The organism is Streptomyces antioxidans (assembly GCF_000968685.2).
Taxonomy (GTDB): Bacteria; Actinomycetota; Actinomycetes; order Streptomycetales; family Streptomycetaceae; genus Streptomyces; species Streptomyces antioxidans.
Genome location: NZ_LAKD02000049.1, coordinates 181,523 through 204,656 on the forward strand (window position 1 = coordinate 181,523; position 23,134 = coordinate 204,656).

The window sequence follows — 23,134 nt, forward strand, 5'->3', positions numbered from 1 at the left end:
TCCCGGCGGCCCCCGGTTTTCTTGGGAACAGCTTTCCTCGGCGGGGCTCGATACCGCTCCTCGTTTCACATCTGGCCAAAAGGGCGTGGTGACTGAACGTGTAAGCGTGCATACTCAACGGTGATCGGGGGGCGGTCGCAATGTCACGTGTGGGGGTCTGGTGCTCCGTGTTCATTTCAGTGAACTCGATCTGGCCCGGCTGCGGATGGCGGTCCGCCCGGACGCGCTCTGGGAAACCGTTTTAAGTTTCCATAGGCTGCGGGAGAACCGGGCCGAGAGCGTATACGGGAAATGGCGTTCCGAGGCGCGAAACCGACTCAACGGCGAAGCGCGGCTGCTTGCGCCGCTCATTCCGTCGCGCGGTTATTTCCCGGACTTCCTGACACCCGCCGAAGGGGTAATCGGTTGCGATGCCGCGATGTCCGCGCTGCGCGCCATCTCGGGTGAGCGCTTGCACGCGGAGCTGACCGGGCTTCCGGCGGCCCGGGCGCTCCCGGGGTGGATACGGGATCTGGCGCAGGGCGAGCGGAGACCGCTGGACCGGCTGATCAGCACGCTGCGCGCGTACCACCAGGCCGCGATCGCCCCGTACTGGCCGCATATCCAGGCCCGGATCGAGGCCGACCGGGTGGCCCGGGGCCGCGCACTGCTGGACGGGGGCGCCGATGGGCTGCTGGCCTCGCTGCCGCCGACGATGCGGTGGCGGGTGCCCGTGCTGGAGGTCGACTATCCGGTGGACCGCGATCTGTGGCTGCGGGGGCGGGGGTTGCTGCTGCTGCCGTCGTTCTTCTGCCGGGGGACGCCGGTGACCTTCCGGAACCCGGATCTGACGCCCGTGCTGGTCTACCCAGTCGAACACGCCCGGTGCGGTCTGACATCCCGCCCCGAGCAGCGGCCCGCCGTGGCGTCCGCGGCCGGGTCCGCGTCCGGATCCGGATCGGGGGCCGGATCCGGGTCGGGGTCCGCCCGGACGCTCGGCAAGCTGGTCGGGCAGACCCGTTCGGCGGTGCTGCTGGAGGTCGGCGGCGGCTGTACGACCAGTGAACTCGCCCGCAGGGTGGGCGTATCGCTGGCCTCGGCCAGCCAGCACGCCAGTGTGCTGCGCGAGGCGGGCCTGGTGCACACCCTCCGCCAGGGCGGCGCCGTCCTGCACACGCTGACCCCGCTGGGGGCGGCGCTGCTGCGGGGCGGGGCGCCGGGGGAGCGGGTCTTCGGGGTACCGGCGGCGCTGCCGCCGGTCGCCACGAGCGGGCGGGGTCCTTCAGGGCGCGGATGAGGCGCCCCGGGATGAGGCCCCCCGGCCCCCGGCCATGTCGTGGTCCTCGGCCGTTCCCGGCGTGCCCCCCGCGGCCAGTTCGCCGGTGGCCACCTTGCTGTGCCGACGGCCCCAGCAGAGGTAGATCAGCAGTCCGGCGGCCATCCAGCCCAGGAACCGCGCCCAGGTGATCAGCGGCAGATTGCCCACCAGCAGCAGACACAGCAGCACCGCGACGGCGGGGACGGCCGGCACCCACGGGGTGCGGAAGCCGCGCGGCAGGTCGGGGCGGGAGCGACGGAGGTACACCACGCCCACGCAGACGACGATGAAGGAGGTCAGCATGCCGATGTTGCCCAGCTCGGCGAGGTCCCCGATGGGCAGCACCGCCGTCATGAACGCGACCATCAGCCCGAGGGTCCAGGTGATCCGGCGCGGGCTGCGGGTCACCGGGTGGACATGGGAGAACCACTCGGGCAGCAGCCGGTCGCGGCTCATCGCGAGGAACACCCGGCTCTGCCCCAGCAGCATGATCATCACGACCGTGGTCAGCCCGCAGATCGCGCCGATGCCCACGATCCGCACCGCCCAGTCCGCGCCCGCCGCCTTCAGCGCGCCGGTGATGGGGGCGGCGTTGTCCAGCTCGGAGTAGTGCTGCATCCCGGTCACGGTCAGCGCGACGGCCACGTAGAGCACCGCGCAGACGGCCACGGTGGACAGCAGCGCGATGGGCAGGGTGCGCTGCGGCCGCTTGGCCTCCTCGGCGTTGCTGGCCATGATGTCGAAGCCGGAGTACGCGCCGAAGACGATCGCGCCGCCGGTGAGGATCCCGGCCATGCCGAACGTGGCGTCCGCGCCAAGACCGGCCCAACCCAGCAGCGGCTGCTCCCACATGTCGCCGTCGCCGCCCACCGGTTGGGACGCTGGGATGAACGGCGACCAGTTGGCCGCGTCCACATGGGTCACCCCGATGACGAGGAAGATGACGATGGCCGCGAGCTTCACCATCGTCATCACCGTGTTGATCCGGGAGGTGGTGCGCACCCCGGAGGCCAGGATGGCGGTGAGCACCAGGATGACCAGCACGGCCGGGATGTTGACGGCCGCGTCCGGGCCGGAGACGGAGGCCGGGATGTGGATCCCGAACGTGGCCAGGAAGTCGGTGACGTACTGCGACCAGCCACTGGCCACCGCGCTCGCGCCCATCGTCATATCGAGGATGAGGTCCCAGCCGATCAGCCAGGCCACCAGCTCCCCGAGCGAGACATACGCGAAGGTGTAGGCGCTGCCCGCCACCGGGACGGTGCTGGCGAACTCCATGTAGCACAGTGCCACTAGGGCGGTGGCGACCGCGCCGATGGTGTAGGAGAGCGCGATACTCGGCCCGGCGTAGTTCGCGGCCGCCGTGCCGGTCAGCACGAAGATGCCCGCGCCGATGGTGACGCCGATGCCCATGAGGGTCAGCTGGAGCGGGCCCAGGGCGCGGGCGAGCCGGGTCTCCGGGCTCGCCGCGTCCTGGATGGTCGCTTCGATGGATTTGTTGCGCATGGCGGTGGTCACTCCTTACTGGGCCCGCGTGCGACTGGGCCCGTACGTGCACCCACGGGCGACTACGCCGTGAGCGGGGTGTTCACGACCGCGTCGTGAACACCCCGGGGAGGTGCTCGGCCAGTCGCCCGTAGTCGGAGACGGTGTTGTAGAGATGGGCCGAGAGCCGCAGGAAGCCCCGCCCGTCCCAGGTCGTGATCGCGGTCTCGCAGCCGGTGTCGGCCGCGATCCGGCGCTGCAGCACGTGCGCGGCCTCGTAGTCGGTGGCGAGTCCGGCGGGCAGCGGGACCAGCCGCATCGTCGGGGCCTCGCTGGCCCTGACGGCGGCCAGGTCCGCGCCCAGGGCGTCGGCCAGCAGCCCCTGCGCCACCTCGGCCAGTTTGGTCATCCGGGCGCGGGCGGCGTCCCAGCCGTACGCCTCCTCGATGAACTCCAGCGAGCGCGGCGCCGCGAGCCAGGCGGTGAGGTCCAAGGTGCCCTGGACGTCGAAGCGTTGGGGGAAGGGGTCAGGGGCGCCCCAGGAGTCGGTGAGCGGCCACAGGTCCTGGGCATCGGGTCCGCGTGCGATCAGCACCGCCGTACCGCGCGGCGTGCAGCACCACTTGTGCAGATTGCCCACCCAGAAGTCGGCCGCCCCGGCCAGCCCGACCGGGTCGGCCAGCATGCCGGGTGCGTGGGCGCCGTCGACCAGGACCTTCGCCCCGGCGGCGCGGGCGAGCCGGGCGATCTCCGCCACCGGGAAGAGCCGGGCGGTGGCCGAGGTGATCTGGTCCACGACCACCAGCGCGGTGGCCTCGCTCAGCGCTCCCGCGAAGACGGCCGTGATCTCCTCGGCGGTCGCCTCCAGCGGGATGTGCAGCGTCCGCACCCTGGCCCCGGCCCGTTCGGCGGCGCGCGCCGTGCCCATCGCCACCGCGCCGTAGGCGTGGTCGGTCAGCAGCACCTCGCCGCCGGGCGGCAGCGGCAGACAGCCCAGGACGGTGCTCACCCCGGCGCTGGCGTTGGGCACCAGGGCGGTGTGCTCCGCCGGGACCCGCAGGAACCGCGCCACGGCGGCGCGCGTCCTGCCCACCCGCTCGGGCAGCTCCCGGAACCACGCGTCCGGGTTGGTCTCCATCTCCTCGCGCAGCGCCCGCTGGACCTCCTGGACGGTGCGCGGCACGGCGCCGAACGAGCCGTGGTTGAGATGGACGACCGAGGGGTCGAGCGTCCAGTGCGACGACGGGGTGGTCATGGGTCCCTTCCTCGTGCTGGTTGGCTTCGTGCTGGCTGGCTTGGCCGTAGTTGTCCGATGACTTCTTTGGGCTTCCCGGAACCGTAGGAGGGAGGAGCCATTCTGAACAGGGGCTCGACGTAAATTGGGGGTAACGAAGCCAACCGGTAGCATGGAGTCATCTAATGACTCGACTGAAAAGCTGGTCAGGAATCGACCGGAGCCGGTCAGGAAGGGGCGGCGGGATGACCGCGACCGACGAGGCGGCGGACGGACTCCGCGCCATGATCGCCAAGGGTGAGCTGGCGCCCGGGCAGCGGCTCCCCGCAGAGCCCGAGCTCTGCACCCGGCTCGGCGTCTCGCGCGGCTCGCTGCGCGAGGCGGTGCGCTCCCTCGCCGCCCTCGGGCTGCTGGAGTCCCGTCACGGCTCGGGCACGTTCGTATCGGCGCTGCGCCCCGGGCAGATGCTGGCCGGGTTCGCCGCCACCGTGGACGTCCTGCCGCTCGACGGGCTGCTGGAGCTGTTCGACGTCCGCCGCCCCCTGGAGGCCCAGGCCGCCGCGCTGGCCGCCGCCCGCGCCGACGAGCGGACGGTCGCCCGGCTGCGCGGGCTCCAGAAGCGGCTGGCCGTCTCCGAGGACGAGACCGAACGGCACGCGCTGGACCGGGAGTTCCACTCCACGCTCTGCGGGGCGAGCGGCAATGAGGCGCTGGCCGCCCTGATCGACGTACTGCGCGCCCGGGGCAGCCACTACAGCATCTACGGCGCCGCCGAGGCCGACACCATCCGGCTGGCCAGCGACCTCGGCCATGAGGCGCTGATCAACGCCATGGCCGCCCGCGATCCGGCGGCCGCCGCTGCGGCCGCCACCGCCCATCTGTCCCAGACCGAGGTCTGGCTGCGGCGGTACGCCCCGCTGCCGGACGACGGCCCGGCCGCCGGATGAACCACACCGGCCCCGGTCACCGGCCACAGCCGTCGCCGCCCGTGGCGCTCGAAGCGCTCAGTCATCGATGCCCGTGCGCTCGACGCCCGCGACGATATAGCGCTGCAGCACGAGGAAGACCACCAGCAGCGGCACGATCGACACCGCCGCCGCCATGAACAGCTCATGGAGGTTGACGGTCTGGGCGGTGGTGAACGTCGACAGCGCCACCTGCACCGTCCACGCGTCCCGGTCCTGGCCGATGACCAGCGGCCACAGGAAGGAGTTCCAGGCGCCGATGAAGACGATCGTGCCCACCGCGGCGAACACCGGCCGGGAGTTCGGCACCACGACCCGCCAGTACGTACGCCAGTAGCCGAGACCGTCCACCCGCGCCGCGTCCTCCAGCTCCCGGGGAAAGCCCAGGAAGTACTGGCGGAAGATGAACGCCGCGACCGCGCTGAACAGCGTGGGCACCACCAGACCGCGCAGCGTGGACACCCAGCCGAGCGAGCTGACCAGCACAAAGCTGGGCACGAAGGTGACCGCCGCCGGGACCATCAAGGTGCCCAGGATCCAGTAGAAGACCACATTGGCGTAGGCGTACGGGATGCGCGCCAGGCCGTACCCGGCGAGCGAGGCCAGCAGCAGGGTGCCCACGGTGGTGAGGACCGCGATCAGCGAGGAGTTGAGCAGCGCGTGCGCCATCGGCACATTGGGGTCGTCGAACAGCTCGCTGGCGTTGGACCAGTGGAGCTCGGCCGGGAAGAACGTCCAGTCCGGCGAGGTGATGTCGGCCTCGCTGGACAGCCCGTTGCGCACCAGCAGATAGAACGGGATCAGGAAGACCAGCGCGAGCGCGAGCAGCAGCACCAGCCGCACGGCGCGCCCCACGCCCACGAGCGCGTCCCGGACGTCGCGGGCGTTCCGGCGCCGGGCATCGCGGGCCTCCCGGGAGGGGGATCGCATCAGTCCTCCTTCCGGCCCAGGCCGAACCAGCGGGCCTGTACCACCGTCACCACGGCGATGATCAGTGCCAGGATCACCGCGCCCGCACTGCCCAGGCCCAGGTTCTGCTCCTGGCCCAGCGCCGTGTAGTAGAGGTAGACCAGCGGCGGGCGGGCGTAGGGCGGATAGCCGCGCGAGTCCGACAGCAGGTTGTAGAACTCGTCGAACGCCTGGAAGGCGTTGATCACCAGCAGCAGCACCACCGCTACCGAGGTCGCCCGCAGCTGCGGAAAGGTGATGTGCCGGAACACCTGCCAGCCGGGCCGCGCCCCGTCCACGGCCGCCGCCTCGTACAGCCGCGGGGAGATGCGCTGCAGCCCGGCCAGGAACAGCACCATGTAGAACCCCGCCTGGAGCCACAGCCGTACGGTCACGATGACCAGCCAGTACCAGGGCGGATCCGTGGTCGAGAGCCAGGCGATCCGCTCGGCGCCGAACCAGTCCAGCACGGTGTTGGCAAGACCGAAGCGCACCCCGTTGAAGATCGACATCTTCCAGATCAGCGCCGCCACCACATACGAGCACGCCACCGGCAGGAAGAACACCGACCGGAAGAACGCCTGCGCCCAGCGCAGCCGGTTGACCATCAGCGCGAGCGCGAGCGAGAGCGCGTACGTCGCCGGGACGATGAACGCCGTGAAGACCAGGAACGTCACCAGGCTGCCGGTGAACGCGCCGTCGCCCAGCATCGCCGTGTAGTTGTCGAAACCGACGAAGTCCGTGGGCGAGACGGTGTTGTGGGCGTCGAAGAAGCTGAGGTAGACGCTCCAGGCCAGCGGGACGTAGGTGAAGAGGGTCAGCCCCAGGACGAACGGGCCGACGAATATCCAGAACCACAGATGGCGGTTCTGCGGGCCCAGAAGCCCGCGGACGAACGTCTTCCGCATCAGCTCTTCTTCTTGACGCGCCGCAGCTCGGCCTCGGTCTCGCGGACCACCGACCGCAGCTCGCGGTCGGGGTTGGCCCCGCTCTTGATGATCCGGCTCAGCGCGTCCTGATAGGCCGTCTTGCTCGCGGAGGTCCACAGCAGTGGCTCGGCGTGGCCGTGGTCGGTGGCGTAGCGCACCGCCTCACCGGCCGCGCCCTGCCGCAGCTTGGCCGCCTTCGTGGCGAGCGAGATCCGGGCGGGGATGTGGAAGCCGTAGCGGAGTGCGAAGTCCTCCTGGTAGTCGGTCCGTTCCACCCACAGCCACTTCACATACGCCTTGGCCAGCGCCTTGTCCCGGGCCCTGGCGCTGACCGCGGCGCCGTACGCGCCGACCGGCACCGCGGGCGCGCCGTGCGCCCCGTCCCGGGGGAACGGCAGCACCCCGAAGTCGTCCCCCAGCGCCTTCTTCACCTGCGGCAGCGCCCACAGCCCGGACCACTGCATGGCGGTGAGCCCCTGGGTGAACGCGGCCGGGTCCGACCAGTCGGAGGGCGCCCCGAGCAGCAGCGACTTCTCCGCGTAGAGCTGTCGCAGCTTGAGAAGCGTCCGGGCGGCGGCCGGGTCGTCGAAGCCGACCTTGCCGTCCTCGGTGACCAGGGTGAGCCCGGCGGCGTTGAGCGGGGTGCCGCTGAGCACGCCGGGGCCGCCGTCATTGCCCAGGAAGAGCCCCTTGACGTCCCTGGTGGTCAGCTCCTTCGCCGCGTCGACCAGCGCGTCGAGGCTGCGCGGCGGCTCCACTCCCGCGTCTTTGAGCAGGCTCTTGCGGTAGTAGAGCAGCTGGGTGTCGATGACCTGCGGAACGCCCCAGATCTTGCCCCGGTACGTCTTCGGGGCGAGCACGGCCGGGTTGAAGTCGTCCTTGGCCTCGGCGAGGAGGTCGGTGAGGTCGACCACCTGGCCGCCCTGGATCTGGTCCAGCGTCGGGCCGCCCTCGAAGACATCCGGGCCGGACTTGGTGAGCAGCGCGGCGGCGGTCTGCTGGTCGTAGTTGCCCGGCCGCCACTGGACCTGGACGTTCGCCTTCTGATACGCGTCGGCGTAGCGCCTGACGGCCTGTTCGGTGCCGGGCTCGCCGTACTGGTGGTACCACTGCTCGATCACCGGCTGACCGGCGTGGTCATCGCCGTCCCGCCCGGTGTTGGACCCACAGGCGGAGGCGAGCGCGCTCGTGAGGGCCAGCCCTCCGCCCGCACCCAGCAGCCTTCGGCGGCTCATGGACATGGCGTGCGCCCCCTCGTCTCCCGGTCTCGGAGTCCCGGGCTCCCGGGCTCCCGGACTCCGTACGACTCAACGATCAACGATGGAGGCGGATTGCGACAGAGTTGTTGCGGGAGGATGTCACCTTTCGGTATCGGAATGTGACGCAGAGTCGGCGTCGGTGCCGTCGGTGCCGTCGGTGCCGTCGATGTCGTCGAAGACGCGCTGGGCGGTGGCGAAGGCCGAGTTGGCGGCCGGGACGCCGCAGTAGATCGCGGACTGGAGCAGTACCTCGCCGATCTCCTCACGGGTGAGCCCGTTGGTGAGCGCGGCCCGGATGTGCATGGCCAGTTCGGCGTCATGGCCGTGGGCGATGAGCGCGGTGAGGGTGATACAGCTGCGGGTCCGCCGGTCCAGCCCGTCGCCGGTCCAGATCTCGCCCCAGGCGTAGCGGGTGATGAAGTCCTGGAAGCGGGCGGTGAACGGGGTCGTACGGGCCACAGCGCGCTCCACGTGCGCGACCCCGAGCACGGCCCGGCGCACCGCCATCCCGGCGGCGTGGCGTGCGGCGTCGTCGCGTGGGGGTGCCGCCGGGCCGTTGAGGTGGGCGAGCAGCGCCCCGGTGACCGCCTCCGGGCGCTCCACGCCCGCGAGATGCGCCGCCCCGGCCACCTCCAGCAAGCTCGCGCCGGGCACGGCGTCGGCGATGCGGCGGGCGTGGGAGGGCGGGGTCGCGGGGTCGTCGCGACCGGCCACCACGAGGGTGGGCGCCGTGATCTTCGCCAGGTCGGCCGTCATGTCGTACCCGGCGAGCACGTCGCAGCAGGCGGCGTAGCCCGCACGGTCGGTGGCCCGCAGATCCCCGATCAGCGCGGCGCCGAGGGGCGTGTGGGCGAAGTCGTGCGAGAACCAGGTGCCGGGGCGGCTCGCCACCATCGCCTCCGTCCCCTCGGCCCGTACGAGCGCGGCCCGCTCACGCCAGACGGCGGCATCCCCGAAGCGGGCCGAGGAGCAGACGGCGGACAGACTGCTGATCCGGTCGGGGTGGTGCGCGGCGAGGTGCAGCCCGACCGCGCCGCCGATCGAGATCCCCGCGTACGCGAACCGCTCCCACCCCTGATCGTCGGCGAGCCGCAGCACGAGGGCGGCGAGATCGTCGATGGTGGCCGAGCCGTCCGAGGGCAACGCCGAGGCGGGGGATCCGCCGTGGCCGGGCAGATCCCAGCGCAGTACGCGATGGCCCCGGGCGAGCGCGGCGAGCTGCGGCTCCCAGACGGCGAGGGAGGTCCCGAGGGAGGAACCGAGGACGAGGGGCGGGGCGGTGGGGGGTCCGCTGAGGGCGTGGTGCGGAGGGGTGTCGGTCATGGGCTGGCTGCTCCGGGGGTGTTTGGTGTGGTGCGGCAGGGTGGCTGCGCTGTCCCTGGGGCCGGTGGCCTTCCCCCACCCCGCCCCTTCCCGGACCATGGGCTCCGCCCCCGGACACCGGGCAGAACGATGGCCCACAGCGCGGGCCAAATCCAGCCCCTCCGGCGATTGAGGAGCGGGGTTCGGGGCGGAACCCCGGCGGGGGTGTGGGGGCGGAGCCCCCACAGGTGGGGGGCTGGGGGTGTCCCCCGGTTCGGGAAGGGGCGGGGTGGGGACTGGGCCGCCGGAGGCGGTTACCCACGGCGGGACAGCGCACGTTCCACCAGGGCCGAGGCCGCGCCCACATACGTGGCAGGGTCCAGCAGCTCGCGCGCGCGATCAGGCGGCAGGACGCCCGACAGCGCCTCGGCCAGCCCCCTCCCCTCCCGAGCCGCCTCCGCCAGCAGCCCCTTCGCACGGGCCCGGCCCACCCCCGGCTCAAGCGCCGCGATCAGGCGCTCGCTGACGATCAGCCCCTCCGTCAGCCCCAGGTTCGCCGCCATCCGGTCAGGAAAGACCCGCAGCCCGGAGGCGAGTTCCACGGCATCCCGGGCGGAGCCCCCCGCGAGCCGCAACAGCTCCCGCAGCGGCTGCCACTCCGCGTGCCACGCCCCACCGGGCCGTTCGTCCTCCGCGGCGAGCGAGCCGAGCAGGGTGGCGGCATGCCCCGGGGCCTGACGGGCCGCGGCGGCCATCACCGTGGCGCGCACGGGGTTCGACTTGTGAGGCATCGCGGACGAGCCGCCCCCCGCCCCCTCCGCCACTTCCCCGATCTCCGTCCGCGAGAGCACCAGCACATCCGCCGCCACCTTCCCCAGCGCCCCCACGGCGGAGGCGAGCGCGGTGCCCAGGTCGGCGATGGGGGTGCGCAGGGTGTGCCAGGGCACGTCGGGCTCGGCGAGACCGGTCTCCTCGGCGAACCGGCCCAGCAGCCGAACCCCGCCGTCGAAGGCGGCCAACGTGCCCGCCGCACCGCCCAGTTGGGCGGGCGGCCGGAGCGCAGCGAGCCGGTCGCGGGCGTCCAGGACGAGCGCCCGCCAGCCCGCCGCTTTCAGCCCGAACGTGGTGGGCACGGCGTGCTGGGTGAGGGTGCGACCGGGCATCGGGGTGTCGCGGTGCGCGGCGGCGAGCCGCGCCAGCTCCGCCGCCGTACGCTCCAGATCGGCCACGATCAGCGGCAGCGCCCGCGCGGCCACCAGCATCGTGGCCGTGTCCACGATGTCCTGGCTGGTCGCGCCTCGGTGGACGTACGACCCGGCCTCGGCGTCCGTACGGGCCACCGCCGCCGTGAGATCGGCGACCAGCGGGATGACCGGGTTGCCCCCGGAGCGGGCGCGCAGCGCCAGATCACGTACGTCGTACAGCTCGGCGCGGGCCGCGGCCGCCACCGCCTGCGCCGCCCCGGCCGGTGCCACCACCCGTGCCAGCGCGGCCTCCGCGTCCAGCATGGCCTGCAGGAACGCCGGGTCGCCCGTGGCGGCCTCCACCGCCGACCCGGTCCGCACCGGTGCCAGCAGCCCCACGTCCTCGCTGTCGGGAGTACCAGGACTAGCGGAACTCAAGGAAAACCGTCTCCCCTTCGCCCTGCAGGCGGATGTCGAAGCGATAGGTGCCCGGCGGGGACGCCGCCGTCGCCACCAGCGTCTCGCGGCGCGCCGGATCCAGCGAGGCGAGCAGCGGGTCGGCGGCGTTGGCCTCGGCGTTCTCGGGGAAGTACACCCGGGTGAAGAGGTGGTGCAGCAGCCCCCGGGCGTGGACGCACACGCTGATGTACGGGGCGGCGGGCGCGGCCGGGCCGCCCGGCGGCAGCGTACGGGCCGTCCAGTGGCCGTCCGCATCGGTGGCGACGCGGCCGAAACCGGTGAAGTCCACGCCATTGCGTCCGAGGAAGCCGCCGGTCACCGGGTCGCGCCGCATCGACCCGCCCGCCCCGGCCAGTGAGCCGTCCGGGCCCGCCTGCCACAGCTCGATCAGCGCGTCCGGGACGGGGGCGCCCTCGCCGTCGCGTACGTATCCATGGAGCGTGATGGCGCCGGGGTGGCCCGCCGGGGCCATCTCGCCGCCGCCGGGGAAGGGCAGGGCGTAGCCGTAGAAGGGGCCCACGGTGTGGGAGGGGGTGGGCGCCAGCCCCTCGGCGGGTGCGAGCGCTTGCGCGGGGGCGGGCCCCTGCTCGGGTGTGAGCCTCTTGCTCATCAGCGGCCCTCCTCGATCCAGGTGGCGGACGGCCCGTCCAGCACGATGTCCCAGCGGTAGCCCAGCGACCACTCCGGCCGCGACAGCGCGTGGTCGTACGTCGCGACCAGCCGCTCCCGCGCCGCCGGTTCCGTCACCGACTGCAGGATCGGGTCGTAGGCGAAGAGCGGATCGCCGGGGAAGTACATCTGGGTGACCAGCCGCTGGGTGAACGCCGCGCCGAAGACGGAGAAGTGGAGATGCGCGGGGCGCCAGGCGTTCTCGTGGTTGCGCCACGGATACGCCCCCGGCTTGATGGTGGTGAAGTGGTACGAACCGTCGTCACCGGTCAACGTCCGCCCCACACCGGTGAAGTTGGGGTCGAGCGGTGCGGGGTGCTGATCGCGCAGATGGGCGTAGCGGCCCGAGGCGTTGGCCTGCCACAGCTCGATGAGCTGCCCATGGACCGGGCGGCCCCGGCTGTCCAGGAGCCGTCCGGAGACGGTGATCCGCTCGCCCAGCGGCTCGCCCTGGTGCTGCACTGTGAGGTCGTTGTCGATCGCGGTGATGTCGGTGTGGCCGAAGACCGGGGTGTGCAGCTCCACGGTCTCCGGGTCGCCGTGCACCGCGACCAGCGGCTGCTTGGGGTGGCGCAGCACACTGCTGCGGTACGGGGGGAAGTCGCGCGGCGGGTGGTCGGCGGCGGGCGCGCCCTCGGCGCGCGCCTTGTCGTACGACTCCCGTACGCGCGCGAGTTCGCCGTCGATGTCGGACTGGGTGAGAGCCATGTCTGATCACCTCTCCAGGACGAGGGCGAGGCCCTGGCCGACGCCGATGCACAAGGTGGCCAGGCCCGTTCCCGAGCCGCGGGCCGCGAGCTGGTGGGCGACGGCCCCGGCGAGCCGGGCGCCGGAGGCGCCGAGCGGATGGCCGATGGCGATGGCGCCGCCGCGCGGGTTGACGATGCCGGGGTCGAAGCCGGGGTTCTCGGCCGACCACTCGGCGAGGCAGCCCAGCACCTGTGCGGCGAACGCCTCGTTGAGTTCGAGGGTGGCCAGATCGGCGAACGAGCGGCCCGCCTTGGCGAGGGCGCGGCGTACGGCCTCGACCGGGCCGAGCCCGAAGTACCGCGGGTCGATACCGGTCACGGCCGAGGCGCCGATCCGGGCCAGGGGCTCGCGTCCGGTGGCCTTCAGCCCCTCCTCGTCGACGAGCAGCAGCGCGGCGGCGCCGTCGTTGAGAGGCGAGGCGTTGCCCGCGGTGACGGTGCCGCCGGGCTTGCGGAAGGCGGGCTTGAGCTTGGCCAGGGCCTCGGTCGACGTGGTCTCGCGGATCGACTCGTCCCGGACCAGCTCGGTGTCCGGGTACGGCAGCACCTCGGCGTCGTACGCCCCGTCCTTCCACGCCCGCGCAGCCCGCTCATGGCTGGCGAGCGCGAACGCGTCCTGTGCCTCGCGGGTGATGCCGTGCTTGTCGGCGATCAGCTCGGCGCCCTCGCCGAGGGCGACGGTCCACTCGGGCGGCATGTCCGGGTTGGTCATCCGCCAGCCGAGGGTCGTGGAGTACAGCTGCTGATGCCCGGCGGGGAAGGCGCGCTCGGGCTTGGGCAGCACCCAGGGGGCGCGGCTCATCGACTCCACACCGCCCGCGAGGGCGATGTGCGCGTCGCCGACCGCGATCGCGCGGGCGGCCTGCAGCACGGCCTCCAGGCCCGAGGCGCAGAGCCGGTTGACGGTCGCGCCGGGCACGGTGACGGGCAGCCCGGCCAGCAGCACGGCCATGCGGGCGACATCGCGGTTCTCCTCGCCCGCGCCGTTGGCGTTGCCGAAGTAGACGTCGTCGATGCGCGCCGGGTCCAGGGCGGGGGTGCGGGCGAGCAGGCCGCGCACCACATGGGCGGCCAGGTCGTCGGGGCGCACTCCGGCCAGGGCACCGCCGTAACGGCCGATGGGGGTGCGGACGGCATCGACGATATAGACGTCACGACAGATGTCACTTGAGGTACGCGGGGTACGCGGGGTGGTCATCGGGTCTCCTTCCCGGGCTTCCCGGATGTCTCGGGCTTCCCGGACGTCCCGGGCTTCCCGGCGGCTTTGAGGGCGCGCAGCGCCGCCAGCTCGCGGGGGGTGGGCGGCTCGGTGGTGCCCACGGTGTCGGCGACGGTCAGCTCCCAGCCGGTGGCGGCCCGTACCCGCTCCACGGTGACGTCCGGGTGCACTTCGGTGAGCACCAGTTCCGCGGTGGCCGGGTCGGGGCGCAGCACGCCCAGGTCGGTGATGACGGCGGTGGGGCCCGCGCCCGGCATGCCGAGCTTCTTACGGTCGCCGGGGCCGCCGCCGTGGCCCAGGGTCGTCACGAAGTCCAGCCGCTCCACGAAGTTGCGGGTGGAGTGGCGCAGCACCATGAGCACCTTGCCGCAGTTGGAGGCGATCTCGGGGGCGCCGCCCGCGCCGGGGAGGCGGCCCTCGGGCCGGTCCGGGCCGCGGTCCACGACGGTGGTGTTGATGTTGGCGTAGCGGTCGACCTGGGCGGCGCCGAGGAAGCCGACGTCGATCCGGCCGCCCTGGAGCCAGTAGTTGAACACCTCCGGCACCGGGACCACCGCGTCGGCCGTCTCGGCGAGTTCGCCGTCGCCGATGGACAGCGGGAGCCGGGTGGGCTTGGAGCCGATGGTGCCGGACTCGTAGATGAGCACGAGGCCGGGGTTGACGGTGGCGCGGGCCAGGTTGGCGGCGGTGCTGGGGAGGCCGATGCCGACGAAGCAGGTGGTGGCGTCGGCGAGCGCGCGGGCGGCGTTGACCTCCATCAGCTCGTCGGATGTGAAGTCCCTTGTCCCTGCCGTGGATCCCGTCGTCCCTGCGGGGGTCGCGGTCATCGGGTGAGTGCTCCCTCGCTGTCGCGCACGTGCTCCTCGATCCACGTCAGGAACGCCTCGCGGTCGCGGGCGATCGGGTCCCATGCCTGGTAGAAGTCGTTGTCACGGGTCGAGTACCCGGTGGCGTAGGAGGGGTGGGCGCCACTGGGGACGACGGACACCGCGTCGACCACCCACGTCGGCAGGACGATCCCGCCGGGGCGCGGCCGCAGCTCCTCGACGACCTCCTCCACGGTCACCAGCACCCGGTCCGCCGCGAGCGCCGCCTCCTTCTGCACCCCGGTCAGCCCCCACATCTGCACATTGCCCGCCCGGTCGGCCTGTTGGGCGTGGATGACGGTGACGTCCGGGTTGAGCGCCGCGACGGCGGCCAGCTCCTCGCCGGTGAAGGGGCAGACGACGGTGGAGACGGTGTCCGTACGGGTCGGGATGTCGCTGCCGCGATAGCCGCGCAACACGGCGAACGGCAGCTTGGACGCGCCCGCCACATAGCGGTTCGCCATGCCCGCGTGGCTGTGCTCGTCCAGCTCCAGCGGCCGGGGCCAGCCGTTCTCGACGGCGTCACGGAAGCGGTGCAGCGAGCCCACGCCGGGGTTGCCACCCCAGGAGAACACCAGCTTGCGGACGAGTCCGGCGCCGATGAGCTGGTCGTAGATGACGTCCGGGGTCATCCGGACGAGGGTGAGGTCGGTGATGCCCTGGCGGATGACCTCGTGCGCGGCGGCGTACGGGATCAGGTGGGTGAATCCCTCCATCGCGACGGTGTCCCCGTCGTGGACGAGGTCCGCCACGGCGTCCTGCAGGCTTCGGATGTCGGCCATCGTCACTCCGCGGGGTCGGGATGCTCAGTATGCTGACTAATATGGTGCCGGTTTCGCACGGTGCCATTGGCTGGCGCGCCCGTCAAGGGAGTCTAGGTCTTATGTCGGCCTCTCGACATGGGGTCTTCCACAGGGCAGAATCGCTCAGTGCACGGAGTAATAAGAGATGCAGCGGTTGAGTAGCTGAGCAGGCAGCTGGGCAACCGAGCAGCAGGGAAGCAGCCGGGAGGCAGGGCATGGGCGGCGCGGTCGATCTGAACACGCACCCCGGGCATCTGGCCCGCCGCTTCCAGCAGGCGCACGCCCTGCTGTGGGGCGCGATGGTCTCCGAGGAGACCACGTCGCCGCAGTTCGCGGTGGTCAACGCGCTGATCGAGAAGCCGGACATCGACCAGCGGACGCTGAGCGAACATGTCCACCTGGACCGCTCCACCATCGCCGACCTGGTCGCCCGGCTGGCCCGCCGCGGCCTGCTGGAACGCGTACGCGACCCGAACGACGGCCGCCGCAACGTCCTGCGCCTGACGGAGGAGGGCGCCCGCGTCCACCGCAAGCTGGTCACCCGGACGTCCCGGATGAACCGGGTCTTCCTGGCCCCACTGGACGAGGAGGAGCGGAAGACCCTACTCCGCCTGATCGCCCGCGTCACGGACGCGGCGGAGGAACTGCGCGCGTAGGCCCCGCGGGCGACTAGGCGCGCGGGGCGAGCAAGGGGGCGCCGCTCCGGCCGCACCGCTGCCGGACCCGGGGGCGCGAACCCCGCCTGGGCGGCCCCTGAAGGTCCAACGGATTGCGACGCCTGCGGCGGGCCACTCCCCTCCCCGCCCCTTCCCACATCTGGGGCTCCGCCCCAGACCCCGGGCCGGGGGCGCTGCCGCGACCCCGGCCCGGGGGCGCTGGCCGAGACGTCGAGCCTGGGGCTCCGCTCCTGACCCTGGACGGAGGCATCCGTCCCCTCACGCGGGCCGGGGCACTGGGCCTTCCCGCAGCGTCGGTATGCGGCTCCGCCGCGTGGTGGCGCTTCGCGCCAGATGCGGGGTCCGGGGGCGGAGCCCCTGGTATCGGGAAGGGGCGGGGCGGGGAAGCGCAGCGCGGCGGGCGTCCGCGCGCTTCCGGGGCGTCGTCGGGGGCTGGGGCCCCAGTTTCGGGGAGGGGCGGGGCGGGGGCAGACCGCCGTAGGCGGCTAAGTGGGCGAGGGGCTGGTGCCGATGATGACCGTGGCGTCCAGCTCGTCGCATTCGGCCAGCCCTGGCTCCAACCCGCTCTCCGCCACGATGGCCATCGCCGTCCGCGCCTGCCGCCCGCTCGTCTCGAAGAGCAGCGAGCCGCCCGGGGTCAGCCAGTCGCCCGCCCCGGCGGTCACCCGGCGCAGGACGTCCAGCCCGTCCGCCCCGCCGTCCAGCGCCACGCGCGCCTCGTGGACCCGGGCCTCCGGCGGCAGCAGGCCGACCTCCTCGGTGGGCACGTACGGGACGTTGGCCAGCAGGACGTCCACGCGGCCGCGCAGCGCTGCGGGCAGCGGTTCGTAGAGGTCGCCCTCGTACACCGTGCCGCCCGCCGCCCCGACGTTGCGCCGCGCGCAGCGCACCGCGACCGGGTCGATATCGGTCGCGTACAGCTCCACCTCGCCCGGGGCCGCCGAGGCCAGCGCGGCGCCCAGCGCGCCCGAGCCGCAGCACAGATCGACCACGGCGGCCCCGGGGCGGGTCAGCGGCACGGCCCGCTCGATGAGGAATTCGGTGCGCCGGCGCGGTACGAAGACCCCGGCGTCGATGGATATGCGAAGCCCCCGGAACTCCGCCCAGCCCAGCACATGCTCCAGCGGCAGCCCGGCGGCGCGCCGGTCCACCATGGCGTCGATCTCGGCCGCTTCGGCCGCCTCGGCGCCACCGTGGCCTGCGGAAAGGATCAGCCGCGCCTCGTCCTCGGCGAATACGCACCCGGCGGCGCGGAGCCTGGCGACGACGGCGGAAAAGGTGACAGGTGGCGACGAAGACGACATGGAGAGCGGAAAACCCTTCGGGATGCCCGGGGCGCTCCCGCCGGTCGGCTATGCCGCGTCGTACGTCACGGCGAGCACCCAGCCTGAACTGGCCTTGATGGGTCTCACCTCCTCGGTGCGTACGGGTGGGGCCACAGTACCCGATGCCCCGGCGGCGCGGCGGTCACGAGGTACCGGGGGTGCGGAAGGGGGCGCGGAAGGTGCGCCGGTACGCCGACGGGGCGACCCCCGCCTCCGCCGCCAGATGCCGCCGCAGGGAGGTGGCGGTGGCGAAGCCGACCTCGTGGGCGACCCGTTCCACCGGCAGGTCGCTGGACTCCAGCAGGTGCCGCGCCCGCCGCAGCCGCTGCTGGGTCAGCCAGCGGCCGGGGCTCAGCCCGGTCTCCTCCCGGAAGCGCCGGGCGAAGGTGCGGGTGCTCATCGCCGCGTGCGCGGCCAACTCGTCCAGCGTCAGCGGGAGTTCCAGCCGTTGGAGCGCCCAGTCGCGGGTCGGCCCGGTGCTGGTTCCGCCCGTCGGCGGCAGCGGACGTTCGATGTACTGCGCCTGTCCGCCGTCCCGGTACGGCGGTACGACACAGCAGCGGGCGACCTGGTTGGCCACCTCGCTGCCGTGGTCCTGGCGCACCAGGTGCAGACAGACGTCGACACCGCTCGCGGCCCCGGCCGAAGTCAGTACGTCACCGTGGTCGACGAAGAGCACCCCGGCGTCGAGCTCGACCCGGGGGAACAGCTCCCGGAAGTGGTCGCTGAGCGCCCAGTGGGTGGTGGCCCGGCGCCCGTCCAGGAGCCCGGCGGCGGCGAGCAGGAAGGCGCCGGTGCAGATGGACACCAGACGGGCGCCGGGGCGGACGCGGGCCAGGGCGGCGAGGGCCTGCGGGTCCGGGGCGGCGGCCGAGGCCCGGGAGATCGCGTACGGCGGGATGACCAGGGTGTCCGCCTCGGCCAGCACCTCGGGGCCGTGCGCGGGGGTGACGGTCAGGTCGGAGTCGGTCCGCACGGGCCGCCCGTCCGCGCTCGCGGACAGCACCTCGTAGCGGCCGTCGGCGGACCCCAGGACCCGGTGCGGGATGCCGAGTTCGAAGGGGTAGACGCCGTCGAGGGCGAGGACGACGACCTTGTGCGCGCCGGGCCGCGGGTCCGGGTGCATCAGCCGGTCCAGCCGGGCGGCGCGCTCGGCGACGTCACGGGCCCGGGATGGAGCCGCAGACGGGGTGGACGCGGTAGACGTGGCGGACGCGGCGGGCGCGGGGCGGGGGCGCGGAGTGGTTTGGGCTCGGGGAACGCGGCGGGCGGCGGGGGCGATGGCCATGGCAGGAATGTATCGGAGGCTGACCTTCTGGCCATCGTCCAGGACGGACCGTACGGCCAGGATCGAGGCATGACTTCGACGGACACCCCTGAAGACCTCGACTCCTCGGCGACGGCGGCCACCCCGGGCGGCGCCCCCGTGATGCTCGCCCTGCACCAGACGGCCCTCGGCGGCCCCGAGGTGCTGCGGCTGACCGAGCTTCCGCGGCCCGCGCCCGGCCCCGGGGAGATCCTCGTCGCCGTGCACGCGGCCGGACTCAACCCCACGGACTTCAAGCACCGCGCCCTGAGCATCTTCCTGCCGCCCCCGCCGCTGACCCTCGGCTGGGACGTCTCCGGCACCGTGGTGGAGACCGGCTTCGGCGTCACCCTCTTCCAGCCCGGTGACGAGGTGTTCGGCATGCTGCCCTACCCGTACGGGGCCGGTTCCCACGCCGAGTACGTGACCGGCCCCACCCGCGCCTTCGCCGCCAAGCCCGCCGGAATCGACCACGTCCAGGCGGCCGCTCTGCCACTGGCCGCGCTCACCGCCTGGCAGGCCCTCGTGGAGACCGCGGGCCTCCGGGCCGGGCAACGGGCGCTGATCCACGCCGCTGCGGGCGGCGTCGGCCATCTCGCCGTACAGCTCGCCAAGGAGCGCGGCGCGCATGTCACCGGGACGGCGAGCGCCCCCAAGCATGACTTCCTGCGCGAGCTCGGCGCGGATGTCTGCGTCGACCACCGCTCCGAGGACTTCACCGACACCGAGGAGCGCTACGACGTCGTCCTCGACACCCTCGGCGGGGAGACCGCCACCCGTTCCGTGGGGGTGCTGCGCCCCGGCGGTGTCCTCGTCTCCCTGCTGCCGGGCGCCGAGGACACCCGGGCCGCGGCGGAGAAGGCGCGGGTCCGCGCCGTCACCCTGCTCGTCGAGCACGACCAGGCCGGGATGCGCGCCATCGCCGGACTCGTCGAGCGGGGCAGGCTCCGCGCCCATGTCTCCGGTACCTTCCCCCTCGCCGAGGGCGCCCGGGCCCACGTCCAGGGGGAGACCGGCCGCACCACGGGCAAGCTGGTCATCACCGTGCGCTGAGACGGAACGGCTCATCCGGGGCGGCGGCGGAAGCGACGGAAGCGGTCGATGCGGTCGAGGCGACTCAGCCCGCGAGCGCCACGTACCGCACCCCCGTCAGCCGCTCGGACGCTGCCCACAGCCCCCGCCCCGCCGCGTCGTCGCGCGTCCACGTGGCGCGGGCCGAGCGGACGGGGGAGCTGCGCCACAGCCCCTGGAGCGGCGGGCCGAAGAAGTCGTCCTGACGCACATCAGGCCCGGTCGCCGCGTACAGCACGGGGAGCGCGCCCCGCTCCGGGCTCTGCGCGAAGTAGCGGTTGCCGATCTCCATGAACCGCTCCTTCGCCCGGTGCCCCTCCATCTTCGGCGCGGCGGACATGAGGTTGGTCGCCGCGTAGCCGGGGTGCGCGGCGGCGGCCACCAGGCGGGCGTCCGCCGCGCCCAGCCGTTGGGCGAGCTCATGGGTGAAGAGGAGATTGGCGGACTTGGAGCGGGCGTAGGCGACCCAACGCCGGTACCCCCGCTCCATGTTCGGATCGCGCGGGTCCACCGTCCCCAGGATGTGCATAAAGCTGGAGACGGTGACCACCCGCGCCCCCGGGCCCGCCGCAAGCAGCTTCGGCAGCAGCAGCCCGGTCAGCGCGAAGTGCCCCAGGTGGTTGACGCCGAACTGCGTCTCGAAGCCATCGGCGGTCCTGCGGTGCGGGAGGGCCATCACCCCCGCGTTGTTGATCAGCAGATCGAGCCGGTCGCCCTTGTGCCCGGCCGCGAAGGCCCGTACGGACGCCAGGTCCGCGAGGTCCAGCCGCGCGACCTCCACCCGCGCGCCCGGCGCCCGCGCCCGGATCCGCTCCGCGGCCTCGGCCCCCCGCTTCTCGCTACGGCACCCGAGCACCACATGCGCGCCGCGCCGGGCCAACTCCCGTGCGGTGACGAGGCCGAGCCCGCTGTTGGCACCGGTCACGACGGCGGTGCGGCCGGTCTGATCGGGGATGTCGCTCGCGGTCCAGCCCTTCATCACGCGCTCCTTCGCGGTCCGTCGCGGTGTGCGCTACGCGCCGGTAGCCCCTGTGTGCGGCGACAGCCTAAGGGCCGGGTGCCGAAGGTGCGAGGTGCGCGGGCCCGCACTCGGACCAGACGCCCTTGCCGCTGGGCGTGGGCAGCGCCGCCCAGCGGTACGCGGCGCCGCTGAGGGGCTGCCCGGCCCGGTCGGGCGCGGCGCCGTCCCGCGCCTCCGGCGCAATGGAGCAGCGGGGCAGGCGGGCGTGGTGGGGGAAGAGCCCGGTAAGTGCGATGCAGGGCCACGCCGGGAGGTGTTTCGGTGGTCCAACGCCGCACTCGACTCCGTCCCTCCCGGTACCCCTCCGGAAAGTACTTGATCTGGCGCAACTCATACATCAAGCGATTTCCAGAAGGCACCCCACTCCTGCCGTTCGGCATCGGCACCGGCCAAAGAACGATCTGAGGCTTCGCCGCGTGGCCCGCCGGACACCCCCATAGGGCCCACGGCCAGAGGGGTGCCGCGCCTGCCGGGGAATCGGCTCCGTGGGGCGCGGGCTTCAGGGGGTGCGCTTCTCTAGGCGAGTGCCCTGGCGGAGGGTGATCGTCATCAGGTCGCTCGGGGCGTCCAGCCGCAGGCGGTGCCAGCGGCCGCGGGGGACGATCACGGCGTGCCCCGCCGGGAGCCGCACCATCTCTTCGGCGTCGTCGGGGTCGGTGGGGCGGAAGTACAGGCGCACGCCGCCGGTCAGGCAGCAGACCGCCTCCTCGGCCTCGGGGTGCTGCTCCCAGTGGTCGGCGTGGACGTCCGCGTCGGTCTCGACGTGGAACGTCGCGACCTGCCAGGCGCCGGAGTCGCTTGACGTCATCTGCCGTTCCGCGGCGCGGACTTCACCGTCCAGGTGGATGTGCAGCGCCGAGGAGAACAGGTCGATGGGGTGGGTGGTCATGACGCGGTTCCTTCCAGTTGGGGGTCCGTGGAGGTGGTGGGGCGCGGCTCGGGCTGGGTGGCCCGGTGGCGGGGGAGGGCGACGATCGCCACGGCCGCCGCGAGGACGAAGAGGGCGGCGGTGACGGCCAGCCCCAGGGCGTAGCCGTCGCCCAGCGCGGCGGGGTCGGTGGCCGTGCCGGTGCGGTGGGCCGCGACGGTGGCCAGGGCCGCCAGGCCGATGCAGCCGCCGAGTTGGCGTGAGCTGTTGAGGACGCCGGAGGCCATCCCGGCCTCGTGGGGTGCGACTCCGGTGGTCGCGGCGGCGGCGACCGGGGCCAGCACCAGTCCGGCGCCGACGCTGGTGAGGAGCGACGGGCCGAGGACATCCGTAAGGAAGCCTCCGTCGGGGCTGATGAGGGCGAACCAGGCCAGCCCCGCCGCGGCCAGCAGGGCGCCGGGCACCAGGGACGCGCGGGGGGAGCGGGCCGCGGTGATACGGGTCGCGACGGCCGTGCCCGCCACCAGGCCCACGGAGAAGGGCAGGAATCCGGTGCCCGTCGCGGCGGCGCTCATGCCGAGGACCTGCTGCATATACAGGGAGACGAAGTAGAACGCGGTGAACTGCCCGGCCGCCGCCAGGAACACCAGCACGTTCGCGCCCGCGACCCAGCGGCTGCGCAGCAGGGCCAGCCGCAACAGGGGCGCGGGCGCCCGCGATTCGACGAAGGCGAAGGCGGTCAGGGACACGGCCGCGGCGAAGAGCGTGCCCAGGGTGGCGGGGGAGCCCCAGCCGTGGGTGTCGGTGCGGACGACGCCGAGCACCAGGAGTCCGATTCCGCCGGTGGCAAGGACCGCGCCGAGCACGTCCGGCTTCTCTCGCCGGGCGGGCCGTCCCTCGGCGGGTACGGCGGCGATCAGCGCGAGCGCCGCCGCCACGATGGGCAGGTTGATCAGCATCACCCAGCGCCAGCCCGCGTACTCGGTGAGCAGACCGCCCGCCAGCACCCCCAACGCGCCGCCCGCGGCGTTCGTGGCGCTCCACACGCCGAGCGCCCGGACCCGGCGTGGGCCCTCGGTGAAGGTGGTGGTCAGCAGCGCCAGCGCGGCCGGGGCGGCCGCGGCGGCGCCCAGGCCCTGTCCGGCGCGGGCGGCGATCAACTGCCAGGGAGCCTGGGCCAGTCCGCCCGCCAGCGAGCACAGCCCGAAGACGCCCAGGCCCAGCAGGAGCAGCCGGCGCCGGCCGTAGAGGTCGCAGGTCCGGCCGCCCAGCAGCAGGAAGCCGCCGAAGGTGAGCGCGTAGACATGCACGACCCACGACAGGTCGAGCGGTGCGAAGCCCAGATCGGCCCGGATCGCCGAGAGCGCGACGTTCACCACCGCCATGTCCAGCGCGACGACGAATTGCGTGACGGCCGCGGCGGCCAGCACCACACCGGGGCGGGGCCGTGGGGGGTGTGGGCCCGCCACTGGGTCCACGATTTGGTTTCTATACATGT

21 protein-coding genes are annotated in these 23,134 nt (G+C 73.1%); 4 read left to right on the forward strand and 17 right to left on the reverse strand.

Features of this window, described 5'->3' with window-relative positions; genetic code table 11:
• Positions 1 to 160 precede the first annotated feature (160 nt).
• A complete protein-coding gene (locus VT50_RS20210; RefSeq protein ID WP_053048594.1) occupies positions 161 to 1,276 on the forward strand; it encodes an ArsR/SmtB family transcription factor in 1,116 nt (371 codons plus the stop codon).
• Here the strand turns inward: VT50_RS20210 and VT50_RS20215 are convergent.
• Positions 1,262 to 2,803 (reverse strand): APC family permease, encoded by a 1,542-nt coding sequence (locus VT50_RS20215; RefSeq protein WP_046086745.1) that lies wholly within the window; start codon positions 2,801 to 2,803, stop codon positions 1,262 to 1,264. The two genes, VT50_RS20210 and VT50_RS20215, sit on opposite strands and share 15 nt — an antisense overlap.
• Positions 2,804 to 2,885: 82 nt before the next feature.
• Positions 2,886 to 4,037 (reverse strand): aminotransferase class V-fold PLP-dependent enzyme, encoded by a 1,152-nt coding sequence (locus VT50_RS20220; protein WP_078840743.1) that lies wholly within the window; start codon positions 4,035 to 4,037, stop codon positions 2,886 to 2,888.
• Positions 4,038 to 4,261: 224 nt separating this feature from the next.
• Here VT50_RS20220 and VT50_RS20225 point away from each other — a divergent pair, with 224 nt between their 5' ends.
• The gene (locus VT50_RS20225; RefSeq protein ID WP_046086744.1) at positions 4,262 to 4,963 is read left to right on the forward strand and encodes a FadR/GntR family transcriptional regulator; all 702 of its coding nucleotides are present in this window, start codon (positions 4,262 to 4,264) and stop codon (positions 4,961 to 4,963) included.
• Between the two features lie 57 nt (positions 4,964 to 5,020).
• On the opposite strand, the gene VT50_RS20230 is transcribed toward VT50_RS20225, so the two are convergent.
• From VT50_RS20230 to VT50_RS20275, 10 genes are all read right to left on the reverse strand, one after another.
• Positions 5,021 to 5,911, reverse strand: coding sequence for a carbohydrate ABC transporter permease (locus VT50_RS20230; RefSeq protein WP_046086743.1), 891 nt, complete (start codon positions 5,909 to 5,911; stop codon positions 5,021 to 5,023).
• Positions 5,911 to 6,837, reverse strand: coding sequence for a carbohydrate ABC transporter permease (locus VT50_RS20235; protein ID WP_046086742.1), 927 nt, complete (start codon positions 6,835 to 6,837; stop codon positions 5,911 to 5,913). The genes VT50_RS20230 and VT50_RS20235 overlap by 1 nt, the downstream gene beginning before the upstream one ends.
• Entirely contained in the window at positions 6,837 to 8,099 is a 1,263-nt protein-coding gene (locus VT50_RS20240) for an ABC transporter substrate-binding protein (protein WP_046086741.1), read from the reverse strand. The genes VT50_RS20235 and VT50_RS20240 overlap by 1 nt, the downstream gene beginning before the upstream one ends.
• 117 nt (positions 8,100 to 8,216) lie before the next feature.
• The gene (gene pcaDC, locus VT50_RS20245; RefSeq protein WP_046086740.1) at positions 8,217 to 9,440 is read right to left on the reverse strand and encodes a bifunctional 3-oxoadipate enol-lactonase/4-carboxymuconolactone decarboxylase PcaDC; all 1,224 of its coding nucleotides are present in this window, start codon (positions 9,438 to 9,440) and stop codon (positions 8,217 to 8,219) included.
• Positions 9,441 to 9,733: 293 nt separating this feature from the next.
• A complete protein-coding gene (gene pcaB, locus VT50_RS20250; RefSeq protein WP_053048729.1) occupies positions 9,734 to 11,002 on the reverse strand; it encodes a 3-carboxy-cis,cis-muconate cycloisomerase in 1,269 nt (422 codons plus the stop codon).
• Between the two features lie 25 nt (positions 11,003 to 11,027).
• Positions 11,028 to 11,672, reverse strand: a complete 645-nt coding sequence (gene pcaG / locus VT50_RS20255; RefSeq protein ID WP_078840896.1) for a protocatechuate 3,4-dioxygenase subunit alpha — start codon at positions 11,670 to 11,672, stop codon at positions 11,028 to 11,030.
• Positions 11,672 to 12,439, reverse strand: a complete 768-nt coding sequence (gene pcaH, locus VT50_RS20260; protein ID WP_046088997.1) for a protocatechuate 3,4-dioxygenase subunit beta — start codon at positions 12,437 to 12,439, stop codon at positions 11,672 to 11,674. The genes pcaG and pcaH overlap by 1 nt, the downstream gene beginning before the upstream one ends.
• A gap of 6 nt (positions 12,440 to 12,445) precedes the next feature.
• Entirely contained in the window at positions 12,446 to 13,678 is a 1,233-nt protein-coding gene (locus tag VT50_RS20265) for a thiolase family protein (protein ID WP_046088998.1), read from the reverse strand.
• A complete protein-coding gene (locus tag VT50_RS20270) occupies positions 13,675 to 14,526 on the reverse strand; it encodes a CoA-transferase subunit beta (protein ID WP_046088999.1) in 852 nt (283 codons plus the stop codon). Before VT50_RS20270 ends, VT50_RS20265 begins: the two co-directional genes overlap by 4 nt.
• The gene (locus VT50_RS20275; RefSeq protein ID WP_046089000.1) at positions 14,523 to 15,347 is read right to left on the reverse strand and encodes a CoA transferase subunit A; all 825 of its coding nucleotides are present in this window, start codon (positions 15,345 to 15,347) and stop codon (positions 14,523 to 14,525) included. The genes VT50_RS20270 and VT50_RS20275 overlap by 4 nt, the downstream gene beginning before the upstream one ends.
• A 236-nt stretch (positions 15,348 to 15,583) precedes the next feature.
• Here VT50_RS20275 and VT50_RS20280 point away from each other — a divergent pair, with 236 nt between their 5' ends.
• On the forward strand, positions 15,584 to 16,024 hold the full coding sequence (locus VT50_RS20280; RefSeq protein WP_046089001.1) for a MarR family winged helix-turn-helix transcriptional regulator: 441 nt from the start codon (positions 15,584 to 15,586) through the stop codon (positions 16,022 to 16,024).
• 506 nt (positions 16,025 to 16,530) lie between these two features.
• On the opposite strand, the gene VT50_RS20285 is transcribed toward VT50_RS20280, so the two are convergent.
• Positions 16,531 to 17,349: a putative protein N(5)-glutamine methyltransferase gene (locus VT50_RS20285; RefSeq protein ID WP_079343863.1), complete on the reverse strand. Its 819-nt coding sequence runs from the start codon at positions 17,347 to 17,349 to the stop codon at positions 16,531 to 16,533.
• 163 nt (positions 17,350 to 17,512) lie between these two features.
• Entirely contained in the window at positions 17,513 to 18,496 is a 984-nt protein-coding gene (locus VT50_RS20290) for a GlxA family transcriptional regulator (protein WP_046089302.1), read from the reverse strand.
• A gap of 231 nt (positions 18,497 to 18,727) precedes the next feature.
• Between VT50_RS20290 and VT50_RS20295 the strand changes: the two genes are divergently transcribed.
• Positions 18,728 to 19,729 (forward strand): NADP-dependent oxidoreductase, encoded by a 1,002-nt coding sequence (locus VT50_RS20295; RefSeq protein WP_046089303.1) that lies wholly within the window; start codon positions 18,728 to 18,730, stop codon positions 19,727 to 19,729.
• A gap of 64 nt (positions 19,730 to 19,793) precedes the next feature.
• Here the strand turns inward: VT50_RS20295 and VT50_RS20300 are convergent, their stop codons facing one another.
• From VT50_RS20300 to VT50_RS20310, 3 genes are all read right to left on the reverse strand, one after another.
• Entirely contained in the window at positions 19,794 to 20,726 is a 933-nt protein-coding gene (locus tag VT50_RS20300) for an oxidoreductase (RefSeq protein WP_046089304.1), read from the reverse strand.
• A 541-nt stretch (positions 20,727 to 21,267) separates the two neighbouring features.
• The gene (locus VT50_RS20305; protein ID WP_046089305.1) at positions 21,268 to 21,657 is read right to left on the reverse strand and encodes a cupin domain-containing protein; all 390 of its coding nucleotides are present in this window, start codon (positions 21,655 to 21,657) and stop codon (positions 21,268 to 21,270) included.
• A complete protein-coding gene (locus VT50_RS20310) occupies positions 21,654 to 23,069 on the reverse strand; it encodes an MFS transporter (RefSeq protein WP_107424842.1) in 1,416 nt (471 codons plus the stop codon). Before VT50_RS20310 ends, VT50_RS20305 begins: the two co-directional genes overlap by 4 nt.
• Positions 23,070 to 23,134: the final 65 nt, after the last annotated feature.

What these genes read in the sequence shown, in the direction of transcription:
- VT50_RS20215 (WP_046086745.1), bottom strand. Translation starts at nt 2,803, where the DNA reads ATGCGCAACAAATCCATCGAAGCGACCATCCAGGACGCGGCGAGCCCG.
- VT50_RS20220 (WP_078840743.1), bottom strand. Translation starts at nt 4,037, where the DNA reads ATGACCACCCCGTCGTCGCACTGGACGCTCGACCCCTCGGTCGTCCAT.
- VT50_RS20225 (WP_046086744.1), top strand. Translation starts at nt 4,262, where the DNA reads ATGACCGCGACCGACGAGGCGGCGGACGGACTCCGCGCCATGATCGCC.
- VT50_RS20230 (WP_046086743.1), bottom strand. Translation starts at nt 5,911, where the DNA reads ATGCGATCCCCCTCCCGGGAGGCCCGCGATGCCCGGCGCCGGAACGCC.
- VT50_RS20235 (WP_046086742.1), bottom strand. Translation starts at nt 6,837, where the DNA reads ATGCGGAAGACGTTCGTCCGCGGGCTTCTGGGCCCGCAGAACCGCCAT.
- VT50_RS20240 (WP_046086741.1), bottom strand. Translation starts at nt 8,099, where the DNA reads ATGTCCATGAGCCGCCGAAGGCTGCTGGGTGCGGGCGGAGGGCTGGCC.
- pcaDC (WP_046086740.1), bottom strand. Translation starts at nt 9,440, where the DNA reads ATGACCGACACCCCTCCGCACCACGCCCTCAGCGGACCCCCCACCGCC.
- pcaG (WP_078840896.1), bottom strand. Translation starts at nt 11,672, where the DNA reads ATGAGCAAGAGGCTCACACCCGAGCAGGGGCCCGCCCCCGCGCAAGCG.
- pcaH (WP_046088997.1), bottom strand. Translation starts at nt 12,439, where the DNA reads ATGGCTCTCACCCAGTCCGACATCGACGGCGAACTCGCGCGCGTACGG.
- VT50_RS20265 (WP_046088998.1), bottom strand. Translation starts at nt 13,678, where the DNA reads ATGACCACCCCGCGTACCCCGCGTACCTCAAGTGACATCTGTCGTGAC.
- VT50_RS20270 (WP_046088999.1), bottom strand. Translation starts at nt 14,526, where the DNA reads ATGACCGCGACCCCCGCAGGGACGACGGGATCCACGGCAGGGACAAGG.
- VT50_RS20275 (WP_046089000.1), bottom strand. Translation starts at nt 15,347, where the DNA reads ATGGCCGACATCCGAAGCCTGCAGGACGCCGTGGCGGACCTCGTCCAC.
- VT50_RS20280 (WP_046089001.1), top strand. Translation starts at nt 15,584, where the DNA reads ATGGGCGGCGCGGTCGATCTGAACACGCACCCCGGGCATCTGGCCCGC.
- VT50_RS20285 (WP_079343863.1), bottom strand. Translation starts at nt 17,349, where the DNA reads ATGTCGTCTTCGTCGCCACCTGTCACCTTTTCCGCCGTCGTCGCCAGG.
- VT50_RS20290 (WP_046089302.1), bottom strand. Translation starts at nt 18,496, where the DNA reads ATGCACCCGGACCCGCGGCCCGGCGCGCACAAGGTCGTCGTCCTCGCC.
- VT50_RS20295 (WP_046089303.1), top strand. Translation starts at nt 18,728, where the DNA reads ATGACTTCGACGGACACCCCTGAAGACCTCGACTCCTCGGCGACGGCG.
- VT50_RS20300 (WP_046089304.1), bottom strand. Translation starts at nt 20,726, where the DNA reads ATGAAGGGCTGGACCGCGAGCGACATCCCCGATCAGACCGGCCGCACC.
- VT50_RS20305 (WP_046089305.1), bottom strand. Translation starts at nt 21,657, where the DNA reads ATGACCACCCACCCCATCGACCTGTTCTCCTCGGCGCTGCACATCCAC.